Source organism: Streptomyces hilarionis (genome assembly GCF_024539675.1).
In the GTDB taxonomy this organism is placed as follows: domain Bacteria; phylum Actinomycetota; class Actinomycetes; order Streptomycetales; family Streptomycetaceae; genus Streptomyces; species Streptomyces hilarionis.
In genome coordinates this window covers 1-16,994 of record NZ_JAHHIT010000074.1, presented here as the reverse complement: position 1 = coordinate 16,994, position 16,994 = coordinate 1, and the positions used below count along the sequence as shown (strand labels likewise).

The 16,994-nt window shown below is 71.9% G+C and carries 15 protein-coding genes; 3 read left to right on the top strand and 12 right to left on the bottom strand.

Features of this window, described 5'->3' with window-relative positions:
• Nucleotides 1-6 precede the first annotated feature (6 nt).
• The gene (locus KMS84_RS19315) at nucleotides 7-1,734 is read left to right on the top strand and encodes an allophanate hydrolase (protein ID WP_256917511.1); all 1,728 of its coding nucleotides are present in this window, start codon (nucleotides 7-9) and stop codon (nucleotides 1,732-1,734) included.
• A gap of 771 nt (nucleotides 1,735-2,505) precedes the next feature.
• Nucleotides 2,506-3,300: a PAQR family membrane homeostasis protein TrhA gene (gene trhA, locus KMS84_RS19310; RefSeq protein WP_256917510.1), complete on the top strand. Its 795-nt coding sequence runs from the start codon at nucleotides 2,506-2,508 to the stop codon at nucleotides 3,298-3,300.
• A 446-nt stretch (nucleotides 3,301-3,746) separates the two neighbouring features.
• Here the strand turns inward: trhA and KMS84_RS19305 are convergent, their stop codons facing one another.
• The 12 genes from KMS84_RS19305 to KMS84_RS19250 all read right to left on the bottom strand — a co-directional run bounded on the left by KMS84_RS19305 (nucleotide 3,747) and on the right by KMS84_RS19250 (nucleotide 16,139).
• Nucleotides 3,747-6,599 carry a DEAD/DEAH box helicase gene (locus KMS84_RS19305; RefSeq protein WP_256917509.1) on the bottom strand — a complete coding sequence of 951 codons (2,853 nt, stop codon included), beginning with the start codon at nucleotides 6,597-6,599 and terminating at the stop codon, nucleotides 3,747-3,749.
• An 88-nt stretch (nucleotides 6,600-6,687) separates the two neighbouring features.
• Nucleotides 6,688-7,578 (bottom strand): diacylglycerol kinase, encoded by an 891-nt coding sequence (locus KMS84_RS19300; protein WP_256917507.1) that lies wholly within the window; start codon nucleotides 7,576-7,578, stop codon nucleotides 6,688-6,690.
• A 31-nt stretch (nucleotides 7,579-7,609) separates the two neighbouring features.
• Entirely contained in the window at nucleotides 7,610-8,554 is a 945-nt protein-coding gene (gene tatC / locus KMS84_RS19295) for a twin-arginine translocase subunit TatC (protein WP_256917503.1), read from the bottom strand.
• Between the two features lie 47 nt (nucleotides 8,555-8,601).
• The gene (tatA, locus tag KMS84_RS19290) at nucleotides 8,602-8,889 is read right to left on the bottom strand and encodes a Sec-independent protein translocase subunit TatA (protein ID WP_190148702.1); all 288 of its coding nucleotides are present in this window, start codon (nucleotides 8,887-8,889) and stop codon (nucleotides 8,602-8,604) included.
• 307 nt (nucleotides 8,890-9,196) lie between these two features.
• Complete coding sequence (locus KMS84_RS19285) at nucleotides 9,197-9,391, bottom strand: hypothetical protein (RefSeq protein WP_256917502.1); 195 nt, start codon at nucleotides 9,389-9,391, stop codon at nucleotides 9,197-9,199.
• Between the two features lie 17 nt (nucleotides 9,392-9,408).
• Nucleotides 9,409-9,699 (bottom strand): hypothetical protein, encoded by a 291-nt coding sequence (locus KMS84_RS19280; protein ID WP_256917501.1) that lies wholly within the window; start codon nucleotides 9,697-9,699, stop codon nucleotides 9,409-9,411.
• Nucleotides 9,696-10,757: a helix-turn-helix transcriptional regulator gene (locus KMS84_RS19275; RefSeq protein ID WP_256917500.1), complete on the bottom strand. Its 1,062-nt coding sequence runs from the start codon at nucleotides 10,755-10,757 to the stop codon at nucleotides 9,696-9,698. The genes KMS84_RS19280 and KMS84_RS19275 overlap by 4 nt, the downstream gene beginning before the upstream one ends.
• 18 nt (nucleotides 10,758-10,775) lie before the next feature.
• Entirely contained in the window at nucleotides 10,776-11,777 is a 1,002-nt protein-coding gene (locus KMS84_RS19270) for a helix-turn-helix transcriptional regulator (protein WP_256917499.1), read from the bottom strand.
• 154 nt (nucleotides 11,778-11,931) lie between these two features.
• Complete coding sequence (locus tag KMS84_RS19265; protein WP_256917498.1) at nucleotides 11,932-12,303, bottom strand: FKBP-type peptidyl-prolyl cis-trans isomerase; 372 nt, start codon at nucleotides 12,301-12,303, stop codon at nucleotides 11,932-11,934.
• A 65-nt stretch (nucleotides 12,304-12,368) separates the two neighbouring features.
• Complete coding sequence (locus KMS84_RS19260; protein ID WP_256917497.1) at nucleotides 12,369-13,373, bottom strand: FKBP-type peptidyl-prolyl cis-trans isomerase; 1,005 nt, start codon at nucleotides 13,371-13,373, stop codon at nucleotides 12,369-12,371.
• Nucleotides 13,374-13,508: 135 nt separating this feature from the next.
• Nucleotides 13,509-14,870 carry a Pup--protein ligase gene (gene pafA, locus KMS84_RS19255; protein WP_020117715.1) on the bottom strand — a complete coding sequence of 454 codons (1,362 nt, stop codon included), beginning with the start codon at nucleotides 14,868-14,870 and terminating at the stop codon, nucleotides 13,509-13,511.
• Between the two features lie 9 nt (nucleotides 14,871-14,879).
• Nucleotides 14,880-16,139 carry an MFS transporter gene (locus KMS84_RS19250; RefSeq protein ID WP_256917496.1) on the bottom strand — a complete coding sequence of 420 codons (1,260 nt, stop codon included), beginning with the start codon at nucleotides 16,137-16,139 and terminating at the stop codon, nucleotides 14,880-14,882.
• A 121-nt stretch (nucleotides 16,140-16,260) separates the two neighbouring features.
• Here KMS84_RS19250 and KMS84_RS19245 point away from each other — a divergent pair.
• The coding region (locus tag KMS84_RS19245) for a LacI family DNA-binding transcriptional regulator (protein WP_256917495.1) at nucleotides 16,261-16,994 on the top strand (734 nt) is incomplete at its 3' end.

Here is a 16,994-nt window from a genome sequence, read left to right as displayed (position 1 = left end):
CCGCAGATGTCCGCCACGCTCAGCCGCGTCCGCGCCGCGTACGCCCGCATCGAGGCCACGGACCGTCCCGAGATCTGGATCGACCTGCGCCCCCGGGAGGAGGTCGAGGCGGAGGCGGAGGCGATCGACCGACGCGTCGCCCGCGGGGACCGCCTCCCCCTCGCGGGCCGGCTGCTCGCCGTCAAGGGCAACATCGACGTGGCCGGTCTGCCCACCACGGCGGGCTGCCCCGCGTACGCCTACCGGCCCACCCGCGACGCCCCGGCGGTGGCCTCCCTGCGCGCGGCCGGGGCGCTCGTGCTCGGCACGACGAACCTCGACCAGTTCGCCACGGGCCTGGTGGGCGCCCGCTCCCCCTACGGGGCGGTGCGCGGCGCCTTCGACCCGGCACGGATCAGCGGCGGCTCCAGCTCCGGCTCGGCCGTCGCGGTGGCGCTCGGCCTGGTCGACCTCGCGCTCGGCACGGACACGGCGGGCTCCGGCCGGGTCCCGGCCGCCTTCAACGGCATCGTCGGCCTGAAGCCGACCCGCGGTCTCGTCCCGACCGAGGGCGTCGTCCCGGCCTGTGCCTCGCTCGACTGCGTGACCGTCTTCGCCCGCACCCTGCCGGAGGCCGAGCAGGCCCTCGCCCACCTGGCGAGCGGCGCCGCCCCGCCCCTGCCCGGGCGGCCCGCCGGTCCCTGGCGCGTGGCCGTCGCTCCCCTCGACCTGCTCGGCGCGCTGGACCCCGGCTGGGGACAGGCCTACGAGGCGGCGGCAGAGCAGCTCGCGGCGGCCGGAGCCGAGCTGCGCACCCTCGACCTCACCCCGTTCACCGAGGCCGCCGCCATGCTGTACGAGGGCGCGTTCGTCGCCGAGCGCTACACCGCGGTGGGCAGCTTTGTCGACAAGTTGCTCGCACAGGGCGGTGCGGGCCTGGACCCGACGGTCGCCGGCATCATCACCCGCGCCCGGGACATCCCTGCCCACCGCCTCTACGCCGACCAGGACCGGCTGGCCGGCCTGCGCGGCCGCGCCCTCGCCGAACTGGCCGACGCCGACGCCCTGCTGCTGCCCACCGCCCCCGGCCACCCCACCCTCGCCGAGGTCGCCGCCGACCCGCTGGGCGCCAACGCCCGCCTGGGCCGCTTCACCAACTCCACCAACCTCTTCGGCCTGGCGGCCGCGGCGGTCCCGGCCGGCGAGGTGAACGGCCTCCCGTTCGGCGTGATGCTGATCGGACCGGCCCACACCGACGAACGGCTGGCCCGCATCGCCGCGCTGCTGCGGCCCGGGACACGGCTGGCGGTGGTGGGCGCGCACCTGTCGGGCCAGCCGTTGAACGACCGGCTCCTCGCCCTCGGCGCCCGCCTCGAGCGGACGACGACCACCGCCCCGGTCTACCGGCTGCACGCCCTGCGCACGAGCCCGCCGAAGCCGGGCCTGGTGCACGTCGGCCCCGGGGACGGCTCGAAGGACGGCTGCGGAGCGGCGATCGAGACCGAGGTGTGGCGTCTCCCGGCCGAGGGCCTCGGATCCCTGCTGGCCGCACTGCCCCGTCCGATGGCCCTGGGCCCGGTGGAACTCGCCGACGGATCACGCGTCCCCGGCTTCCTCTGCGAGCCCTCCGCCCTGGCGGACGCCGAGGACATCACCGCCTACGGCGGCTGGCGGGCCTACCTGAACGCGCGCCGGGAACAGCGCGCGCAGGGCCTGCTGAGCGGCGTGTTCGTCAACGACTACCTCCCATCCTGACCGACAGAAATCTGTACTGGCTGGAGTAGACATTGGGAGATGGGCTGGTTATGGTTTCTCTCGTAGCCGAGATCGAGAAGGGCCTGGCAGGGAAGAGTTGCCAGGCAGCAGTACGTAGGTGCAGTGCGCAGGACGGTGCGGCGGTGGAGTTCCGAAGCCAGGGCTGTTGCAGGACGGCGACGGGACTGACGGCCGGACCGGGTGGCCCGCGGTGATCAGGGGCCGCCGAGAGCAGGACCGCGGCGCAGTGTCCGCGGGGTACCGGTGAAGGCGTCTGAACGTGGGCGCGCGTGCCGGGAAGTTCGGCAGGTGACGGATCAGAGGAAGGAACGGAAGGAGCACGCGCCATCAGGATCGCCCGGGCGAGCAACGGGTCCGGGTACCGCAGGACATCGACAGTGAGGTGGTCTCCGGTCACGCAACCGCGATCCCCGCGCCCCCGGCAGCGTTCAGGCCGGGCTCGCGGAAACAGAAGGCCGGCGCATTACCGAGGCCGGCAGATGGTGTAGCAGTTCCTTCGGGGCCCTGGTGCGAGATGGCGCCAGGGCCCCTCCAGCGCGGTTCGAAGAGGTGCGATGACACCATCCGATGTCTCGGGGCATCACGACGACGAGGGCCACCCCGCCTCCGCCATGGGCCGGGCCGCCGAGAAAGCGCGGCGTCCCGACGAAACGCTGTGCTATCGCCCGCGTCGTGACGCCGCGACCGCATGAACGTCCCTCTGACCGGGCCAGCTGCCGTGTTCAGCGTTGATTCTCCTACCGGGTGCACATGATCGCCGAAGACGCTCAGCCGCCGGCCGCAGGCCGGGAAGCACCGCTCGACCGCCGGACCACGCACGAGGTCCTCCCCGCCACCGGTGGACCGCCTGCCGTTTCACGGGGCCCGCACCCGGCGCCGACGGCCGATCCGCACGGCGGGGTGGATCGCGCGGTGGCGGTCCTGAAACCGGCGATGCGCGGGTGGCTGCACGCGGGCATGTTCCCGCTCGCACTCACCGGCGGCGTCGTCCTGGTCGCTCTGGCCCACTCGGCGAGCATCGCCGTGGCGTGCTCGGTGTATGCGGCGTCGTCGCTGCTGTTGTTCGGCACGAGCGCGGTCTACCACCGTGGGGACTGGGGCCCTCGAGGTGAGGCCGTGCTGCGCCGACTGGACCACGCGAACATCTTCCTGATCATCGCCGGCACCTACACACCGCTGGCGGTGCTGCTGCTGTCGGCGCGTCAGCAGACGGTCCTGCTGCTGCTGGTGTGGACCGGGGCGGCAGCAGGCATCGCCTTCCGCGTCTGGTGGATCACGGCACCACGCTGGCTCTACACCCTGTGCTACATCGCCCTGGGCTGGGCAGCGGTCTTCAACCTGCCCGACTTCGCACGCACCGGCGGCACCGCGGTCGTCGTCCTCGTCATCACCGGTGGCCTGCTCTACACCGCGGGCGCCGTCGTCTACGGGCTCAAACGCCCCGACCCCTTTCCGCGCTGGTTCGGATTCCACGAGGTCTTCCACGCCCTGACCATCGCCGCCTTCACCGCGCACTACACCGCCATCCTCCTGGCAGCCACCTGACGCAAACCGTCAGAAGCGGGGCGCACCGGGAAGGGCAAGATCGACGTGGTGGGCCGCGTCCTGGAAACCGAGCCCCCGACGCGGCTGGTCATCACCTTCGACGACGCCCCCGACGCCCCGTCACCGAGAGAGCCGTCGGTGGTCACCTTCCTCGTCGAGCCGCATCACTCGCGCACGTCTCTCTCATCAGCGCCGCCACCATCGCCGCCGTCGCGGACATCGCAGCCGGGGCCCCGATGTACGACACCCGGATCGCCCTGGACACCTGGACCATCCGGCACACCCTCCTCCATGCCGGAGGCAACGCCGGTCTGCGGGACCGCATCCGCGGACAAGCGGCCGCCCTGATGCGCACTCACCGCGAGTACGGCGCTCAGCGACGCCGGCCGGGGCGGGCGGGTGCGCGACGGGGCGCGCACTCCCCCGCACCCGCCGCCCGTCTCCGCTCATCCCACCGACGAGTAGGCGACGACGCCCCGCAGCAGGGCGTCGACCGCCTTGCGGGCGTTTCTCGCGACCGTGGTGCTCTCGGCGGGAGCCGCCGCCGCGATCTGCCCGAGGACGTCGATGACCTGCTTGCACCAGCGCACGAAGTCGCCGGCCGGCATCTCCGCCTCGCGCAGCACCTCGTCCAGCCCCTTGCCGGAGGCCCACATGTACGCGGACCAGGCGAAGCCCAGGTCGGGTTCGCGCTGTCCGACGCCCTCGGTCTGGCTGATGCGGAAGTCCTCCTCCAGCGCGTCCAGCCGGCCCCAGATGCGCACCATCTCGCCGAGCGCGGCCTTGGCCTTGCCCGAGGGCAGCTTCGGCGCCATCGCGTCGTCGCTCATCCGGGACTCGTACACCAACGCCGAGACGCAGGCGGCGAGTTCGGCCGGGCTGAGCCCCTCCCAGACGCCCGCGCGCAGGCATTCGCTGGCCAGCAGGTCGAGTTCGCCGTAGAGGCGGGCGAGCCGCTTGCCGTGCTCGGTGACCTCGTTGCCGCGCAGGTAGTCCAGCTCGGTCAGCAGCGCCACGATCCGGTCGAAGGTCCGGGCGATGGTGTTGGTGCGCCCCTCGATGCGCCGCTCCAGCTGCCCGGTGTCGCGCAGCAGCCGGTGGTAGCGCTCGGCCCAGCGGGCGTGGTCCTCGCGGTCGGAGCAGCCGTGGCACGGGTGCGCCCGGATCTCGGTGCGCAGCCGGGCGATCTCCCGGTCGTCCGCGGCCTGGGAGCGCTGCTTGCGGGCCCGCTCCGGCGGGATGTGCCCGGCCTTGGTGCGCAGCGCGGAGGCGAGATCGCGACGGGACTGCGGCGAGCGCGCGTTGAACGTCTTGGGGATCCGCATCCGCTCCAGCGCCTCGACCGGCACCGGGAAGTCCATCGACGCCAGCCGCTTGACCTGCCGCTCCGCGGTGAGCACCAGCGGGCGCGGCCCGTCGTGGTGGTCGAAGCCGCGGTGCCCGTTGGCCCGCCCGGCGGGCAGGCCCGGGTCGAGCACCAGCGCCAGGCCCGCGTACTTGCCGGTGGGCACGTGGATGACGTCGCCGGGCTTGAGCTTCTCCAGCGCCACGGCGGCCTCCGCGCGCCGCTGGGCCGCTCCCTGCTTGGCCAGTTCCGTCTCGCGGTCCTTGAGGTCGCGGCGCAGCCGCGCGTACTCCTCGAAGTCGCCGAGATGGCAGGTCATGGAGGCCTTGTAGCCCTCCAGGCCCTCCTCGTTGCGCTGCACCTGGCGGGAGATCCCGACCACCGAACGGTCGGCCTGGAACTGCGCGAACGACGTCTCCAGCAGTTCGCGCGAGCGGTGCCGCCCGAACTGTTCGACGAGGTTGACCGCCATGTTGTACGACGGCTTGAAGCTGGAGCGCAGCGGGTAGGTGCGCGTGCCCGCGAGACCGGCGAGGTGGTCGGGGGCCATGGCGCGCTGCCACAGCACGACCGCGTGGCCCTCGACGTCGATGCCGCGCCGGCCGGCGCGCCCGGTGAGCTGGGTGTACTCGCCGGGGGTGATGTCGGCGTGCTGTTCGCCGTTCCACTTGACGAGCTTCTCCAGGACGACCGACCTGGCGGGCATGTTGATGCCGAGGGCGAGGGTCTCGGTCGCGAAGACGGCCTTGACCAGGCCGCGCACGAACAGCTCCTCGACGACCTCCTTGAACGTCGGCAGCATGCCCGCGTGGTGGGCCGCGATGCCCCGCTCCAGGCCCTCCAGCCACTCGTAGTAGCCGAGGACGTGCAGGTCCTCGTGCGGGATGGCGGCCGTGCGCTCCTCGACGAGCGCGCGGACCTCGGCCCGCGCCTCGTCGTCGTTGAGGCGCAGTCCGGCGTACAGGCACTGCTGGACGGCGGCCTCGCACGCGGCACGGCTGAAGATGAACGTGATGGCGGGCAGGAGCCCTTCGGCGTCGAGCCGCTCGATGACCTCCGGCCGCCCCGGGGTCCACACCCGCGAACGCTGTCTGCGCTCGCGCTCGCGGTCGGCCTCGCGCATGCTGCGGCCCCGCCGGCGGTCCTGGTAGGAGGGCCGGGCGGCCTCCATGCGGGCCAGGCGCGTGAGGTCGGGGTTGACGGCCCTGCGGTGGCCCTCGCCCTCCTCGAACAGGTCGTACATCCGCCGTCCGGCGAGCACGTGCTGGAACAGCGGCACGGGCCGGTGCTCGGAGACGATCACCTCGGTGTCGCCGCGCACGGTGTCCAGCCAGTCGCCGAACTCCTCGGCGTTGGACACGGTCGCGGACAGCGAGACCAGGGTGACCGACTCGGGAAGGTGGATGATCACTTCTTCCCACACGGCTCCCCGGAAGCGGTCGGAGAGGTAGTGCACCTCGTCCATCACCACGTACCCGAGGCCCAGGAGCGTCTGCGAACCGGCGTAGAGCATGTTCCGCAGCACCTCGGTGGTCATCACGACCACGGGCGCTTCGGAGTTGACGCTGTTGTCGCCGGTGAGCAGGCCCACCTTGTCGCTGCCGTAGCGGCGGCACAGGTCGGAGTACTTCTGGTTCGACAGCGCCTTGATGGGCGTCGTGTAGAAGCACTTCTTGCCCTGTTGCAGGGCGAGGTGGACGGCGAACTCGCCCACGATCGTCTTGCCCGAGCCGGTGGGGGCGGCCACCAGGACGCCCTTGCCCGCCTCCAGCGCCTGGCAGGCCTCGATCTGGAAGGGGTCGAGACCGAAGTCGTACATCTCGCGGAAGGACGCGAGCGCGGTGGCCTGCTCGACAGCGCGCTTGCGCGCCGCCGCGTACCGCTCGGCCGGTGAGAGATCCTCTGTCATCGTGCTTTCGAGCGTACCGGGCCGCACTGACAACAGGACGATCATTATCCGGATCGGGTGCTTCCCCACCCGGGTACGCCCAGCTCACGCCGGGCGCGTGGGCCCGGGCGCGCGCCCGTCGGCCCGCCCCGGCTCAGGGGCCGACGACGCGCACCGCGCCGGGCACGCAGCGCGCGGTGAGCGGCAGGGCCGCGAGGCGTTCGCCGTCCGCGTACCCGGAGACGCCCTCGGCGGCGATCTCGACCCGGGCGGCCCGGTGCACGGTGACCCGGGGGTGGTCGACGTGCGTGCCCCGGTACACCTGGGGGAAGACCCGCAGCAGGGTGGCCCGGCCGCAGTCCCCGACGACGGTGACGTCGAACAGCCCGTCGGTGAGGTCGGCGCCGGGGCAGATCCGCATGCCGCCGCCGTAGGAGGGGCCGTTGCCGACGGCGACGAGGGTCGCCTCGATCTCCCGCACCGGGCCGTCGTCGAGCGTGATCCGGTACGCGAACGGGCGCAGGGCCGCCAGCTCGGCCAGCATCGCGAGGTCGTACCGGGCGCGTCCGGTGGGCCACCGCATGCGGTTTCCGCGGTCGTTGACACGTGAGTCGAAGCCGGAGGCGAGAACGGTGCCGAACCAGCGCCCGCCCACCCGGCCGAGGTCGACCTCGCGGATCCGGGACGCCTTCAGGGCGTCGGCGATCACGTGCGCGGCGGCCGCCGGGTCGCGCACGGGCAGGCCGAGTGCGCGGGCGAAGTCGTTGCCGGTGCCGACGGCGACCAGCCCGAGCGGGGTGTCGGTGCCGGCCACGGCCTGGAGCGCGAGATGGGCCAGCCCGTCCCCGCCGACGGCGATCAGGGCGCCGGTGCCGTCCGCTACGGCGGCACGCGCGCGCACCAGGGCGTCCCCGGCGTCCGCCCCGACGACGGTGCGCACCCGGTAGCCGGCCGCCCGCAACGCGGAAGCGGCCGGCAGCGCCGCCCGGGCGCCCCGGCCGCGGCCCGCGGCGGGATTGACGAAGAGGGTGATCTCGCAGGTCACGAGGATGACCTTATGAGTTCGGCGACGCCTGTCAGGTCACGTCGTCATAACCGTTGACCCGGTCCGTGCTCGACTGCTCCGGAAGCGCGCGCGAGGCCGACACCGTCTCGACCCCGCCGATGTCCTCGGGGGTGAGATCCAGCTCGGACGCCTCGTCGTCGGCCGGCTCCAGGTCCGCGCGGCGCTGCTTGCGGCGGTCGTTGAGCAGGGAGAAGGCGGTCGCGCAGAAGTACAGGACCCAGATCGGGCCGGCGAGCGCCAGCATGGTCAGCGGGTCGGTGCTGGGGGTGGCCACCGCGGCGAACACCGTGATGCCGATGATCATCCCGCGCCACCAGCCGAGCATGCGCCTGCCGGTCAGCACGCCGGTCAGGTTGAGCATCACCAGCAGCAGCGGCAGCTCGAACGAGAGGCCGAAGACCAGCACCATGCGGACGATCAGATCGAGGAGGTCGTCCAGCGGCAGCTGGTTGTCGAGGTCCGCCGGCGAGAACTGGAGCAGGACCTTGGCCATGGTCGGCAGCGTCTTGTACGCGAAGAACGCACCGCCGAGGAACAGCGGAACGCCCGTGCCGACGAACGCGTAGGCGTACTTGCGCTCGTGCCGGTGCAGACCGGGCGCGACGAACGCCCAGAGCTGGTAGAGCCAGACCGGCGACGCGAAGATCACACCGGCCATCAGGGAGACCTTGAGGGCGAGCGTGAAGGGGGTGAGCAGACCGTTCAGCACGATGCGGGCGCAGGTGCCGCTCCGCTGGGTCGCCAGCTCGGAGAAGGTCGAGTCGCACCCCACCGCGTTGAGAATCGGGTTCGTGAAGAACTCGATGATGTTCTTGTAGAAGAAGGCGGCCACGATCGTGACGACGACGATGGCCAGCATCGCCTTCGCGAGCCGGTTGCGAAGCTCACGAAGGTGTTCCGCGAGGGGCATCCGCCCCTCGGGGTCCTTCTCCTCTTTGCGGGCAGACTTCAGCAACCCACGTTCCCATCTCGTGCGGCGGGCCGGAGGTCACCGGCCCTGCGTCAGCGCTTGGTCGTGTCCGTCGGCTCGGTGACCGGGCGGGAGCTGGTCACGTCGCCGGGGGCGGCCTGGATGGTGCGCGTCGCCGGGGGCTGCTCGTCGGTGTGGGGCGGACCGGCGGGGGTGGTGGTGCTGCCGCCGTCCTCCTTCATCGCCTTGGCCTCGCTCTTGAGGATGCGAGCGGACTTGCCCAGCGAGCGCGCCATGTCGGGAAGCTTCTTCGCGCCGAACAGCAGGATGACGACGACGAGGATGAGAATGATCTCGGGGGCGCCGAGCCTTCCGAACATAAGTCTTTACCTTCTCACCGAGGCTGCGGGGGCGGGTTGCCGTCCGACCGGTCGGACGCATGTCCGAACGATCGTGTTGACAGCGATCGTAACGCTCGGGGGTAAACGTGAGGCAATCCCCGTGCGTACTCCCGGTATGCGGTCCGGGCCTCGTTCTCCGGCCGCGACCAGCAGCGTACCTGCCCACGCCTGCGGTGCGGGAGGCCGAAGCCGTCCGAAACGCGTCGTGGGCGGGGACCCCTCGCCCACCCCGCCGTGGCCGGCCTGCGACGCTCTGCCACGACGACGGCGCCGGTCACGGTCACGGTCACAGGGTGTCCACGGCGCGCGCCGCGCTCGCCGCCGCCCGCTCCAGGTCCTGAGCGGCCCGGTCGACACGGCGTGCCGACTCCGCGACCTGCCGCCCCAGCCGCTGCGCCTCGACGAAGACCCGCACGGCGAACACCGCGAGAACGGCCAGACCGGCAAAACCCCATGCAACCGCGAACATCGCCCAGAACATGGAGCGAGCCTAGACCCCTACGGGGCGTGCAGGCGCAGGGTCCGGACCCCGCCGCCGGTCAGCAGCTCCACGATCCGCTCGCCGGCCGGCTTGCGCACCGCCGCCCCGCAGTCCGGGCAGGTGAAGGAGTAGAAGGTGGTGCGGCTGGAGGCGCCGATCGCCAGCCGCAGCGCGCTCGCCGCGAGCTCGAAAGCGCCCCGGCAGTCCGGGCACCCGGCTCTGAACCGCACCGGGGCCACGTTGCGCATCCCCGCGAACGCGGAAGCCGCCGAGATGCCCCGCACACCGGACGCCGTCGTCTCGCTCACGACTCCCCCCGCTCCCCTGCGTCGAACCGACCCTCGCCGTGCACCGCGGGCGGCTCGCCCCCCGCGCCGCCCGCCTCGATCCCGTCGTACGCCGACAGCGCCTCGCGGGCGGCCCGGCGGGCGCTGTCCGCGAGCTCCGGCGGCGACACGATCCGGCCGTCGCGGCCGAGCCGCAGGGCCAGCCGCCTCAGCGAGGTGGGGTCGGGCGTACGCAGAGCAATACGCAGACCGCCCTCGGGCAGTTCATCGGCACGGTCGTGCGGGTAGTACTCGGCGACCCACCGGCCGCCCGGGCCCACCTCGACCACGACCTCCGGATCCTCCGCGGCCGGCTGCACCAGCCCCTCCGACAGGTCGCGCATCTCGATCTCCGGCGGCGCCGAGGGCTCGTCGAGGATCTTGATCTCGGCGACCCGGTCCAGCCGGAACGTGCGGCGCGCCTCGGAGCGGCGGCACCAGGCCTCCACATAGGTGTGGCCGACGCTGACCAGCCGGATCGGGTCGATCTCGCGCTCGCTGAGCTCGTCGCGAGCGGGCGAGTAGTAACGGATCCACAGCCGGCGCCGCTCGGAGATCGCCCGGTCGACGTCCGCGAAGACCCCGCCCTCCGACTCGAACGTCACCGACAGACGCGCACTCGCCCCCGCCGCCTCGCCGGCCGCCGCCTCCACCTTCGCCGTGGCCCGCAGCAGCGCCTGCCGGTCGCCCTCGCGCAGCCCCGGCAGCGTGGCCACGGCCCGGGCCGCCACCAGCAGCGCGGTCGCCTCGTCGGCGGCCAGCCGCAGCGGCTCGGCGGCGTCGGCGCCCAGCGCGGCCGGGTTGTGCCACCAGATCCGCTCGCCGTCGGTGTCGATGTCGAGAAGGTCGCCGCCACGGAAACTGGTCCCGCACATGGGCAGCACGTCGAGGTCGGACACCAGCTCGTCCTCGGTGATGCCGAAGGCGCGCGCCACGTCCTCGATGCGCGCGCCGGGCCGCTCCCTGAGATACGTCACCAGGGAGAGCATCCGCCGGGTCTGGTCGATCGCGTTCGCCGGCCTGACCGGTTTGCCTGCCACTGTGTTGCTCGCTCCCCCTCAGCCCTTCGCCACGGCCCGCAGCCGGTCCACGACGTCCGCCCGCAGCTCGGCCGGCTCCAGCACCACCACGTCCGGCCCGAACTCCACCAGCCAGGCGTCCAGGCCGTGCCCGTACGGAATCTCCAACTCGTCCCAGCCGTCCCCGAGTTCCCGCACCGAGGTGGCCTTCGCCCGCAAGGGGTACCCGGACCCCGTCCGCAGCCGGATCAGCGCGCTGCGGTCGGCGGTCTCCCCCGCCCAGCTCGCGACCGTCTCCCGCACGGTGACGACATCGGGAACCGGCACGGTGAACGCCGCCCCCCGCGAACGCACCCGGCCCGTGATCCGCGACAGCCGGAACACCCGCTCGGCGCCCCGGTCACGGTCGAAACCGGCCAGATACCAGTGACCACGCCAGCACTCCAGCGCCCACGGCTCGACATGCCGCGGCTCCGGACGCGCGGCGGTGGCCTTGCGGTAGTCGAACACCACGGGCCGACGGTCCCGGCAGGCCAGCATCAACGGCTCGAACGCCGCCTCGTGCACGGGGATCCGCGGCTCCAGCGCGCCATGGGCCTCGTAGGGGTCCACGTCCTCGGGGAGGCCCGCCGCCCGCAGCTTCTGCAACGCGCCGCTGGCCGCGCCCGCCAACCGGGCCTGCTGCCACACCTTGGCGGCCAGCCCGAGCGCCGCGGCCTCCTCGGCGTCGAGGGTGATGGGCGGCAGCCGGTTGCTGTCACGGCGCGCGAGATAGCCGATCTCGCCGTCCAGGCTCTCCACGGTCTCGATGACCAGGCCGAGCTCGCGCAGATCGTCCTTGTCGCGCTCGAACATCCGGTTGAAGGAGTCGTCCGACCCCGCCGACCCGCCGCCCGCGCGGGACGACGCGCCCCTGCCCGGCCCGAACGCCTCGACGTACGCCTCGATGGAGTCGCGCAGCTCGCGCTTGCTGAGCGGCCGGCGCGTCCCGAGCAGACACAGCGCCAGGTTCATCAGCCGCTCGGCCTTGGCAATGGCCATCGACGCCCTTCGCCTCCCCTTTGGTGCTTACGATCGAGACCGTACCGCCCCGCGGCGCCCGGACAAAAGCCGAGGGCCCATGCCCGGGCAGGCATGGGCCCCGAATGATCGGCGCCGGTCACACCGCGATCGGTGCGGACCGCCGACGCGCCGGTCAGACGCCGAGCAGGTCCACGACGAAGATCAGCGTCTCACCGGGCTTGATCGCCGGCGTCGGGCTCTGGTCGCCGTAGGCGAGGTGAGCCGGGATGGTCAGCTGGCGGCGCCCGCCGACCTTCATGCCCTGCACGCCCTGGTCCCAGCCCTTGATGACACGGCCGCCGCCCAGCGGGAAACGGAACGGCGTCCCGCGGTTCCAGCTCGCGTCGAACTCCTCACCGGTGCTGAACGCGACACCCACGTAGTGGACGGAGACGGTCTGACCGGCCTGCGCAACCTCGCCGTCGCCCTCCCAGATGTCCTTGATCTCGAGGTCCGCCGGGGGCTCGCCGCCGGGAAAGTCGATCTCGGGCTTGTCAATGCTCACGTCACTGGCTCCTGCATGTCTCACGGAAAGGCAACAACACGGACAGTCTTACACCTTCGGCGACCTCACATCTTCGCGAGGATGTCCACCGAGAACACCATCGTGGAGTCCTTCTCGATGCCGCTGCCGCTCGGCGGCTTGTCGCCGTACCCGAGGGCCGGCGGCACCACCACGAGCACCCGACTGCCCACCTTCTTGCCGGTCAGTCCCTGCGCCCAGCCCTTGACCACCTGCTGCAACGAGAACGACGTCAGCGCGTCACGGCTGTACGTCGAGTCGAACTCCTTGCCCGTGTCCCAGATGACGCCCTTGTACTGCACCAGCACGGTGTCGGCCGCCGCGAGCACGGGACCGTCCCCCTCGATCACGTACTCCGACACCAGCTTCGTCGGCGGCTTCGTCTTGGGGACGTCGATCGAGGGCGCCTTGCCGTCGGTGTTCGTGCCCACCTTCGGCACGCCGGCCCCGTCCTGCGGCACGTCCTTGCCCTTGGCCGAACTCTTCGCGTTGAACGAGTCCTTGATGTCGAACACGAACACCAGCGTGTCGGTGCCCTTCACCCCGACCTGCGGATTGCCCTGCTTGCCGAACGCCCAGGTCGGCGGCACCGCGAACTCCACCCGGCTGCCCACCTTCTTCCCCGTCAGCGCGTAGCGCCAGCCCTCCAGGGTCTGGCCCTGCGCGAGCTGGGTCAGCAGCGGCACCTTGTGGTCGTAGGTGTTGGTGAGCACCTTCGCCGTGTCCCACACCTGCGCCAGGTAGTCGGCCTGGATGTAGTCGTTCTCCGCGACCGCCTTCCCGCCGCCCGCGATCACCGTCCTGACCGCCAGCTGGTCCGACGGCTTGCCCGGACCCTTGGCCACCGTCGGCTTCTCGCCGAACTTCACCCCGGCCGTGATCGCCGGCAGCGGACCGTCCACGATCTTCGGCGGAGGCGCGGCCGACGGCGCCGAGGCCGACGGCGACGCCTTGTCGCTCGCCTTGCTCGAATCGGACTTGTCGTCACCGCACGCGGACAGCGTGACCAGTCCCGCGGGTACGGCGGCAAGGATGAGGGAGCGTCGGCGCACGATGAAAGCCTCGTAATCGGTCGATCTTCGGATGGCGTGCGCGCAACTCTACGACGTGGAACGGGCACCGTACGGGAAACGTACGGTGCCCGTGTTGCGTTCCGCCCGCGCGCCGAGCACGCGCGGAACACCTGCTCACATGCCGGCGATCAGCTTCTCCACCCGGTCGTCCACCGAACGGAACGGGTCCTTGCACAGCACCGTGCGCTGCGCCTGGTCGTTCAGCTTCAGGTGCACCCAGTCCACCGTGAAGTCCCGGCGCTGCTCCTGCGCACGGCGGATGAAGTCGCCGCGCAACCGCGCCCGGGTCGTCTGCGGCGGCACCGACTTGCCCTCGAAGATCTTCAGGTCGTTGCAGATCCGCGCGGCCTGCCCCTTGCGCTCCAGCAGGTAGTACAGGCCACGACGACGGTGGATGTCGTGGTAGGCGAGGTCTATCTGCGCGACCCGCGGATGCGACATCGTCATGTTGTGCTTGGCCCGGTACCGCTCGATGAGCTTGTACTTCATCACCCAGTCGATCTCGGTGCCGATCCGGTCGAGGTCCTCCGCCTCGATCGCGTCCAGCGTGCGGCCCCACAGCTCCAGGACCTGGTCGACCGTGCCGGTGCGGATCCCGCGGCGCTCCACGAAGTCCACGGCCTTCTCGTAGTACTCGCGCTGCACCTCCAGCGCGGAGGCCTCACGCCCGCTGGCCAGCCGCACCTTGCGCCGGCCCGTGATGTCATGGCTGACCTCGCGGATCGCCCGGATCGGGTTCTCCAGCGTCAGGTCCCGCATCACCGTGCCCGCCTCGATCATGCGCAGCACCAGATCCGTCGCGCCGACCTTCAGCAGCATCGTCGTCTCGGACATGTTCGAGTCGCCCACGATGACGTGCAGGCGCCGATACCGCTCCGCGTCCGCGTGCGGCTCGTCCCGCGTGTTGATGATGGGCCGCGAGCGCGTCGTCGCCGAGGACACGCCCTCCCAGATGTGCTCGGCCCGCTGGCTGACGCAGTAGACCGCCCCACGGGGCGTCTGCAACACCTTGCCCGCCCCGCACAGCAGCTGCCGGGTCACCAGGAACGGGATCAGGATGTCCGCGAGACGGGAGAACTCCCCGTGCCGCGCCACCAGATAGTTCTCGTGGCAACCATAAGAGTTGCCCGCCGAGTCCGTGTTGTTCTTGAAGAGGTAGACGTCGCCCGCGATTCCTTCCTCGTGCAGGCGTCGCTCCGCGTCCACCAGGAGTCCCTCGAGAATGCGCTCGCCGGCCTTGTCGTGGGTGACCAGCTCGGTCACGTTGTCACATTCCGGTGTCGCGTATTCCGGATGCGAACCCACGTCGAGATAGAGGCGGGCGCCGTTCCGCAGAAAGACATTGCTGCTTCGGCCCCATGACACGACACGGCGGAAGAGGTACCGCGCCACCTCGTCGGGAGACAGCCGGCGCTGTCCCCTGAACGTACATGTGACGCCGTACTCGTTCTCCAGCCCGAAAATGCGGCGGTCCATGAGTGAACATTACGCCCGATCCCCTGAACTGAAACGGGGTTCGGCAGCACGGTTTGGATCATTTTCCGATGAAGCCGCAACCACCCCGCTTCCGGCCGGAACGCCCATTACCCGCCCCGTGGCCAGCAAAACCACCAACGACACGGCGCCCGCCGCACCCGGCACCGCGAACCCCCACAACGCGCCACCGGCCTCCACGACCGGACCCGCCAGCCCCGTCCCCACCGACGCCCCCACCGTGAAGGTCGTCACCAGCCACGAGAACGCCTCCGTCACCGTCCCGCGCGGCGCGTGCCGGTCCACGATGACGAACGCGCACGCGATGGCCGGAGCCAGGAACACCCCCGCCAACGCCGTCAGCGCCACCATCGCCACCGCACCCGGCATCAGCATCAACGGCAGGTAACACACCGCCAGAGCCGCCACCAGACCCACCAGACGCCGCTCCGGCGCCCCCGCCCACCGCCGCGCCCCGTACACGACGCCGCCCACCAGGGCGCCCAGCCCCAGCGCCGCCATCAGCCAGCCGTACACCGCGTCCCCGCCGTGCCCGTCCGCGTACGGCACCGACGCCACCGTGATCGACCCCAGCGCCACCCCCACGAACAGGAACGCCCCCAGCAGCGCCAGCAGCCCCGGCGAGCGCAGCGCGCCCAGCCAGTGCGCCTCACGCGGGGCCGACCGCCACCCGCGCGACGGCGGCGACACGACCACCCACAGCGCGCCCAGCACCCCCAGGGCGTTCAGCACCAGCAACGCCACCTGCGCCGACCACAGCGACACGCACACCGTCAGCAGCAACGGCCCGACGGTGAACATCACCTCCTGCGCCACCGCGTCCATCGCGTACGCGGTGTGCACCTGGTCCTCGCGCCGCAGCACCCCCGGCCACAGCGCCCGCAGACCGCCCTCCAGGGGCGGCGTGAAGAGCCCCGCCGCCGCCACCGCCGCGTAGGCCACCGGCAGCGAACCGGTGCCCGCGAACACGAACACCGTCATCGCCAGCGCCGAGGCCACCGCCGCCGGCAACTGGACCCGCGGCTGCCCGTACACGTCGACCAGCCGCCCCAGCGAGGGCTGCCCCACGGCGTTGGCCACGCCGTACACCGCCGCGAGCGCCCCCGCCAGGCTGTACGTGCCGCCCTCCGCCCGCACGAACAGCACGATCGCGATCGCGGCCGTGGCGTTCGGCAGCCGCCCCACCAGCGTGCCGGCCAGCAACCGGGCCGCATGCCTCGTCCTGAGGATCTCCAGGTACCCCCCGGCCATGTCCCACCCTTCCCTCGGCTCGCCCGAGGCGATGAGCCACCCCGAGGTTTTACGTATAACGTCTTTTGTCATACGTACCATGTGCGCTGTTCGCCAGTCCAGACGAAGGAGCAGGCCCACCGTGGCACGAGGTAGCACCCGCCCCACGAGCCGCGACGTCGCCCAGGCCGCGGGCGTCTCCCAGGCCGCCGTCTCCCTCGTCCTCGGCGACAAGTGGCGCGGCCGCGTCTCCGAGACCACCGCCCAGCGCGTACGCGAAGCGGCCCGCGCACTCGACTACCGCCCCAACCTCGCCGCCCGCAACCTCCGCCTCGGCCGCACCCGCACCGTCCTCCTCGTCGTCCCCGCCCTCACCACCGAGTTCTTCGCCGGCGTCTACACCGGAGCCGCCCGCGTGGCCGCCGCACACGGCTTCGGCGTCGTCCTCTACCCCTCCCCCGAAGGCGTCGGCCCGGCCCGCGACCCGTTCGCCTCAGCCCAGGCCGCCCTCGACGGCGTCCTGGCCTCCTCCATGGCCGCCGACGCCCTCACCGCCATCCGCGGCGACCAACTCCCCCTCGTCATGCTCGACAGCGACCCCGCCGGAAGCCTCGGCGCCGCCACCGTCAACCTCGACATCGCCGACGGCGCCCACCAACTCGCCGACCACCTCCTCGGACTCGGCCACCGCCACTTCCTCCACCTCGCCGCCGACGTCCCCTCCTGGACCTTCGACGTCCGCGCCCACGCCCTCACCACCCGCATCACCGCCACCCCCGGCACCACCCTGCGCACCGCGCCCGCACCCATCGACATCGACCACGCCCGCACCGCCGCCGAAGCCGCCCTCACCGCCCTCGACCCCGAACTCACCAC

What these genes read in the sequence shown, in the direction of transcription:
- KMS84_RS19315 (WP_256917511.1), top strand. Translation starts at nt 7, where the DNA reads ATGTCCGCCACGCTCAGCCGCGTCCGCGCCGCGTACGCCCGCATCGAG.
- trhA (WP_256917510.1), top strand. Translation starts at nt 2,506, where the DNA reads ATGATCGCCGAAGACGCTCAGCCGCCGGCCGCAGGCCGGGAAGCACCG.
- KMS84_RS19305 (WP_256917509.1), bottom strand. Translation starts at nt 6,599, where the DNA reads ATGATCGTCCTGTTGTCAGTGCGGCCCGGTACGCTCGAAAGCACGATG.
- tatA (WP_190148702.1), bottom strand. Translation starts at nt 8,889, where the DNA reads ATGTTCGGAAGGCTCGGCGCCCCCGAGATCATTCTCATCCTCGTCGTC.
- KMS84_RS19285 (WP_256917502.1), bottom strand. Translation starts at nt 9,391, where the DNA reads ATGTTCTGGGCGATGTTCGCGGTTGCATGGGGTTTTGCCGGTCTGGCC.
- KMS84_RS19270 (WP_256917499.1), bottom strand. Translation starts at nt 11,777, where the DNA reads ATGGCCATTGCCAAGGCCGAGCGGCTGATGAACCTGGCGCTGTGTCTG.
- pafA (WP_020117715.1), bottom strand. Translation starts at nt 14,870, where the DNA reads ATGGACCGCCGCATTTTCGGGCTGGAGAACGAGTACGGCGTCACATGT.
- KMS84_RS19250 (WP_256917496.1), bottom strand. Translation starts at nt 16,139, where the DNA reads ATGGCCGGGGGGTACCTGGAGATCCTCAGGACGAGGCATGCGGCCCGG.